This window comes from Oscillibacter sp. CAG:155, from assembly GCA_000436875.1.
Taxonomy (GTDB): Bacteria; Bacillota; Clostridia; order Oscillospirales; family Oscillospiraceae; genus Oscillibacter.
Map to the genome: position 1 here is coordinate 19,598 of FR890939.1, position 5,235 is coordinate 24,832.

Annotated in this window: 4 protein-coding genes; 3 read left to right on the plus strand and 1 reads right to left on the minus strand. The window is 62.3% G+C overall.

Features of this window, described 5'->3' with window-relative positions; all coding sequences use genetic code 11:
- Positions 1-35 precede the first annotated feature (35 nt).
- From QZL67_RS07975 to QZL67_RS07985, 3 genes are all read left to right on the plus strand, one after another.
- The gene (locus tag QZL67_RS07975) at positions 36-776 is read left to right on the plus strand and encodes an N-acetylmuramoyl-L-alanine amidase (RefSeq protein ID WP_022290196.1); all 741 of its coding nucleotides are present in this window, start codon (positions 36-38) and stop codon (positions 774-776) included.
- A complete protein-coding gene (gene radA, locus QZL67_RS07980; RefSeq protein ID WP_022290197.1) occupies positions 773-2,158 on the plus strand; it encodes a DNA repair protein RadA in 1,386 nt (461 codons plus the stop codon). Before QZL67_RS07975 ends, radA begins: the two co-directional genes overlap by 4 nt.
- Before the next feature lie 412 nt (positions 2,159-2,570).
- A complete protein-coding gene (locus QZL67_RS07985; protein ID WP_022290198.1) occupies positions 2,571-3,584 on the plus strand; it encodes a tyrosine recombinase XerC in 1,014 nt (337 codons plus the stop codon).
- A gap of 50 nt (positions 3,585-3,634) precedes the next feature.
- Here QZL67_RS07985 and QZL67_RS07990 read toward each other — a convergent pair.
- Positions 3,635-5,235 (minus strand): S-layer homology domain-containing protein (locus tag QZL67_RS07990; RefSeq protein ID WP_292920133.1); only part of this gene is annotated, 1,601 nt, incomplete at its 5' end.

Here is a 5,235-nt window from a genome sequence, read left to right on the forward strand (position 1 = left end):
GGTGCCACATACCCTCCTGACAGGGGGGATGCGGGATGATTTTCATCATACGAAAACGCCACATCGCGGCGGCGGTCGTGCTTTGCGTGGCGCTGCTGGCAGCCGTGCTGGTGGAGGGCCACGGCGGCGCTGCCCAGGTGTTTGCTCAGGTGTTTGCGCCCCGGACGCAGGCGCCCGGGAGGATCGTGGTTTTGGACCCGGGCCATGGCGGGGAGGACGGCGGCGCCGTCTCCGGCGACGGCACGGTGACAGAGAGCGATCTCAATCTGGACATCGCCCTGCGGGTCCGGGATCTGATGACCTTTTCCGGGGTGGAGACGGTGATGACCCGCAGCGAGGACGTGTCCACCCACACCGAGGGCGGGACTGTCCGGCAGCGGAAGGTCTCGGACCTGAAAAACCGGGTGGCGCTGGTGAACGGAACGGAAAACGCCGTGCTGGTCAGCATCCATCAAAACAGCCTGCCCTCATCTCCGGTGACCCATGGTGCCCAGGTGTTCTGGAATGAGCAACCCGGCGCCCGGGAGTTGGCGGAGGGGATGCAGGAGACGCTGAACCAGTGCGTCAATCCCGAGCGGCCCAAAGAGGCCAAGGAAATCGCAGACACCATCTACTTATTAAAGAATGTAACGGCCCCCGGCGTGATCGTGGAGTGCGGCTTTTTATCCAACCAGGCGGAGACTGCCCGGCTGGGGGAGCCATCCCACCAGCGTCTGCTGGCGGCGGCCATCACCGCCGGATATCTGCGGTGGGGCAGTGAAGAAGGAGCGACATGAAAGCAAAGACCATGTTTTACTGTACCGCCTGCGGCAATGAGACGCCCAAGTGGGCGGGGCGGTGTCCGGCGTGCGGCGCCTGGAACACCGTGGTGGAGCAGCCGGAGCCGGTCCGTACCGCCGGGGGAAAGACCTCTGGCAAGGCGGCGGTCCGGGCGGCCCAGGGTGTCCGCCGGGCCTGTCCGGTGACGGACCTGCAGACCGCGGAGGAGATCCGCTTTCCCACGGGAATGGGGGAGCTGGACCGGGTGCTGGGCGGCGGTGCCGTAAAGGGCTCGCTGGTGCTGGTGGGCGGTGCTCCCGGCATCGGCAAGTCCACGCTGATGCTGCAGATCTGCAGCAAGCTCTGTGAGACATCCAAGGTACTGTATGTATCCGGGGAGGAATCAGAGCATCAGCTGAAATTGCGTGCAAAACGATTACGCGTAGAAAACAGCAACCTTTACGTGATTTCGGAGACCTGTCTGGAGGATCTGATGGAGTCCGTAGCGGCGGAGCAGCCGGACATTTTGATCGTGGACTCCATCCAGACGCTCTACAACGACGCTCTGGACTCTCCGGCGGGCAGCATCAGCCAGGTGAAGGACTGCACCATGGCGCTGATGCAGCTGGCCAAGGGGCAGGGGATCACGGTATTCGTCATCGGCCACGTCAACAAAGAGGGCTCCATCGCCGGTCCCAAGGTGCTGGAGCATATGGTGGACTGCGTTTTATACTTCGAAGGGGACCAGCACACCACATACCGCATCCTGCGGGCGGCTAAAAACCGCTTCGGCGCCACCAATGAGATCGGCGTTTTTGAGATGCAGGACCAGGGCCTGGCGGAGGTGGAGAACCCCTCGGAGATGCTGCTCTCCGGCCGCCCGGACGACGCGCCGGGCACCTGCGTCACCTGCGTGATGGAGGGCGTGCGTCCGGTGCTGGCGGAGATCCAGGCCCTGGTGGTGACCTCTGCCGGCGGCAATCCCCGGCGCACCAGCAACGGTTTTGATTACAACCGGGCGGCCATGCTGCTGGCGGTGCTGGAAAAGCGGGGAGGGCTGCGGGTCTCCGCCTGTGACGCCTACCTGAACATCATCGGCGGCCTCTCCCTGGATGAGCCCGCTGCGGACCTGGCGGCGGTGATCGCCCTGGCGTCCAGCTATCTGGACACGCCGGTTCCCGGTGACCTGGTGGCCATCGGCGAGGTGGGACTGACGGGGGAGCTGCGGTCGGTGAACCAGCTGTCCCAGCGCATCTCCGAGGTGCACCGGCTGGGATTCAGGCAGTGTGTGGTCCCGGCCCATCGGGCGGACACGCTGAAGGCGCCTGCGGGTCTGCAGCTGATCCCGGCCCGCAATATCGGTGAGGCGATCCGAGCCGCTCTGCGGCGGCGGGAATGAAGTGGACGCAGGCGCCGCCCAGGGAGGGCGTTCCCGCGGCGGCGGCGCTGTCCAGGGTGCACAGGCCGTCCTGCTGATAGACGCAGGCACTGGTACAGGGAATCAAACTCATGAGCACCATCCGTTTCTGCAAAGAGATTTGCACCTAGCATGGCCCGAAACAGCCGTTTTTATCAGGCAAGCCCTGCGGCCGGTTATGGCCGCGCCGCGGGACGATAAGGACAAACAAAGCGGCATCTGCCGCGACCTGTCGGTGAGACTGCCGGCGGATGGAATCCAAAAGAGAGGAAGGAGGATTTTGCGGGACACACAAAATTGAACAAAATAAAAATTTTGTTCAATTTAGAGGAGAGGCTCCCCCGGGAAAAGCCGTTTTCAGGCGATTTTGGCCGGTCCCGCAGATGGATGACAAATGGCAGATTATCGTACGGAAGCTCCACAGATTTTACGTGATTTTCTGGCGTATCACGAAACAATCAAAGCCCACTCCAAGCGCACGGTGGACGAATATTTTCTGGACCTGCGGAATTTTTTTCGCTATCTCAAGCAAACCCGGGACCCGTCGCTGGCCGGCCTTGCCCTGGATGAGATCGACATTTCCGATGTTGACCTGGACTTTGTGGCCAGCGTTACCCTGACGGATATCTACGGCTATATGACCTATCTCAGCCGTGACCGGGTCCGCAATCAGAACAGCCGCAATCCCGATTATGGTCTCAACGCGGCCTCCCGGGCCCGCAAGATCGCCACGATCCGCTCCTTTTATAATTACCTCACCAACAAGATGCATCTACTTCGTGAAAATCCTGTCAAAGATATGGACTCACCCAAGCTGAAGAAAACGCTGCCCAAGTACCTGACGCTGGACGAGAGCCTGCATCTGCTGGAGTCCGTGGACGGCAAAAATCAGGACCGGGACTACTGCATCCTGGCGCTGTTCCTCAACTGCGGGCTGCGGATCTCCGAGCTGGTGGGCCTCAATCTCAACGACATCCAGGACAATGCTCTGCGCATTCTGGGCAAAGGCAACAAGGTGCGCATCGTCTATTTGAATGAGACCTGTCAGGATGCTTTGCAGCGGTATCTGGCGGTGCGGCGGCCCATCCGGGGCCGGGATGAAAACGCACTGTTTTTGTCCTCTCAGAATGAGCGGATCAGCCGCTCCACGGTCCATGCCATGGTGAAAAAGCGGCTGCGGGAAGCCGGACTGGACAGCACCCAGTATTCCTCCCACAAGCTGCGCCACACCGCCGCCACGCTGATGCTGCAAAATGGTGTGGACGTCAAGGCGGTCCAGGAGGTTCTGGGACACGACCATCTCAATACCACCGAGATCTACACTCACATTGATAATGATGCGCTGCGAACGGCTGCAAAGGCAAACCCCTTGTCACATATCAAACGCAAAAAGAAGAGCGAGAACTGAAAAAAGCCACCCCGTTTGGGGTGGCTTTTCTGGTTTGAAATACCGGAGGATCAAAGGGCATTTGTCCAGGACCAGTCGCTGTACGCGGGGATGGTGCCCAGCCGCCACAGCGATACACCGGAGATGCCCAGCAGCTTTGCGGTCTCCAGCTCCCGGGTGATGCTCGCGCCGTCCTGATACCACACGAAGTACCGGCTGCCGTCCTCCGTGGAGTAGACGGCGTAGGACTGCTGGTAAGTGTCGGACCAGCCCTTCACCGTGTCGGACTGGGCCAGCCGCTGGTGCAGCGTCTCATTGGAAACGCTGACCGGCGCGCCGGAGACCATCTTCCCTGCCCCGTCGATCTTCCAGGCCACGTTCTTGCAGCTCAGGCCCAGCACGATCTTGTCGGTGGCCACGCCCTGGTACTTGAGGGCGGAGAGCCCCAGGAACACCTGATCCAGGGGCACCGTGGCGGCGGTCTTATAGTACTCTGTCCCCACGAAGTCACTCATGTCCCGGGCCTCGTAGTCGTAGGCCATCAAAATGACCTTGTCCGCCAGGGCGCCGATGGCGCCGTAGTCATAACCGTCGTAGTAGCTGCCGGAGAGCAGCACCGGAGACACGCACACATACAGCGTCTTGTCCATCCCATGGACGGCGTCCGCCAGCTCCGTCAAGAAGGCGGTGAAGTCCGCCTTTTGGGCGCTGCGCAGTCCCTCGAAGTCGATGGTCACACCGTCGTAGGGATTGCGGCCCAGGGTCTTGTAGGTGACGGTCAGCTCGTTTACGATCTGGCCCACCGCCTGGCTGCGGCCGTCAGCGGAGGTCAGCAGGTCCCGGACGCCGTCGCCGGCATCCATGTAGACGCTCAGATTCAGCGCGCCGCCGGCGGAGGTCACGGTATCCGCTACTTCCTCGTAGCCGCTGGGAACGGCGTACTCGTTGCCGTTGGCGCTGGTGGTGGACAGCAGCGCCGTGGTGCCGTCCCAGGTCATGCGGCTCCAGCCGGCGCTGACGGCGTCCATCTGCCGGGTGAGATCCAGCTGGCTGTAGGACGAGATGGCGTAGAACCCGTGGGTGAAGTCCATCTCCTGCTGCATCTTTTCATAGATCCGCACCAGCATGGCCGCCGCCTGGGCCCGGGTCGCAGTGGCGTTTGGGCTGAAGGTATAGGCGGAGGTGCCGTTGGTCATGCCGATGGTATAGGCCACGGAGATGTAGCCGGCCTGGTCACCGGAGACATCGGTAAAGGGCAGATGGAAGATGGACGATGCAGAGGCAGTCTGCCCTGCTGCCATCTCCGCCGTGGCCTTGAGGCCCAGGGCCCGCACCAGCATTTCCGACATCTCGCCCCGGGTGATGGCGTCGCCGGGACGAAAAGCGCCGCCCTCATCCACCACGTCATGGGCGGCCGCGGTCTCCACCGCGCTGTACCAGGTATGGCCCGCGGGCACATCGGCGAAGGCCGCCTTGGAGGGCGTCACCGTCTGCCAGCCCATCATCCGCACCAGCACGGCGGCGAACTGGGCCCGGGTCATGGAGTCGCCGTAGCCGAAGGTCGTGTTGCTGTACCCGTTCATGAGGCCATACCGGACCGCTTTCTCCACTTCCCCGCCCAGTGTGCTCTCCGCCGGGACGTCCGTGTAGGCCGCACCGGCCATGGGGACTG

Coding starts and splice junctions, on each gene's coding strand:
- QZL67_RS07975 (WP_022290196.1), top strand. CDS start 36: ATGATTTTCATCATACGAAAACGCCACATCGCGGCGGCGGTCGTGCTT.
- radA (WP_022290197.1), top strand. CDS start 773: ATGAAAGCAAAGACCATGTTTTACTGTACCGCCTGCGGCAATGAGACG.
- QZL67_RS07985 (WP_022290198.1), top strand. CDS start 2,571: ATGGCAGATTATCGTACGGAAGCTCCACAGATTTTACGTGATTTTCTG.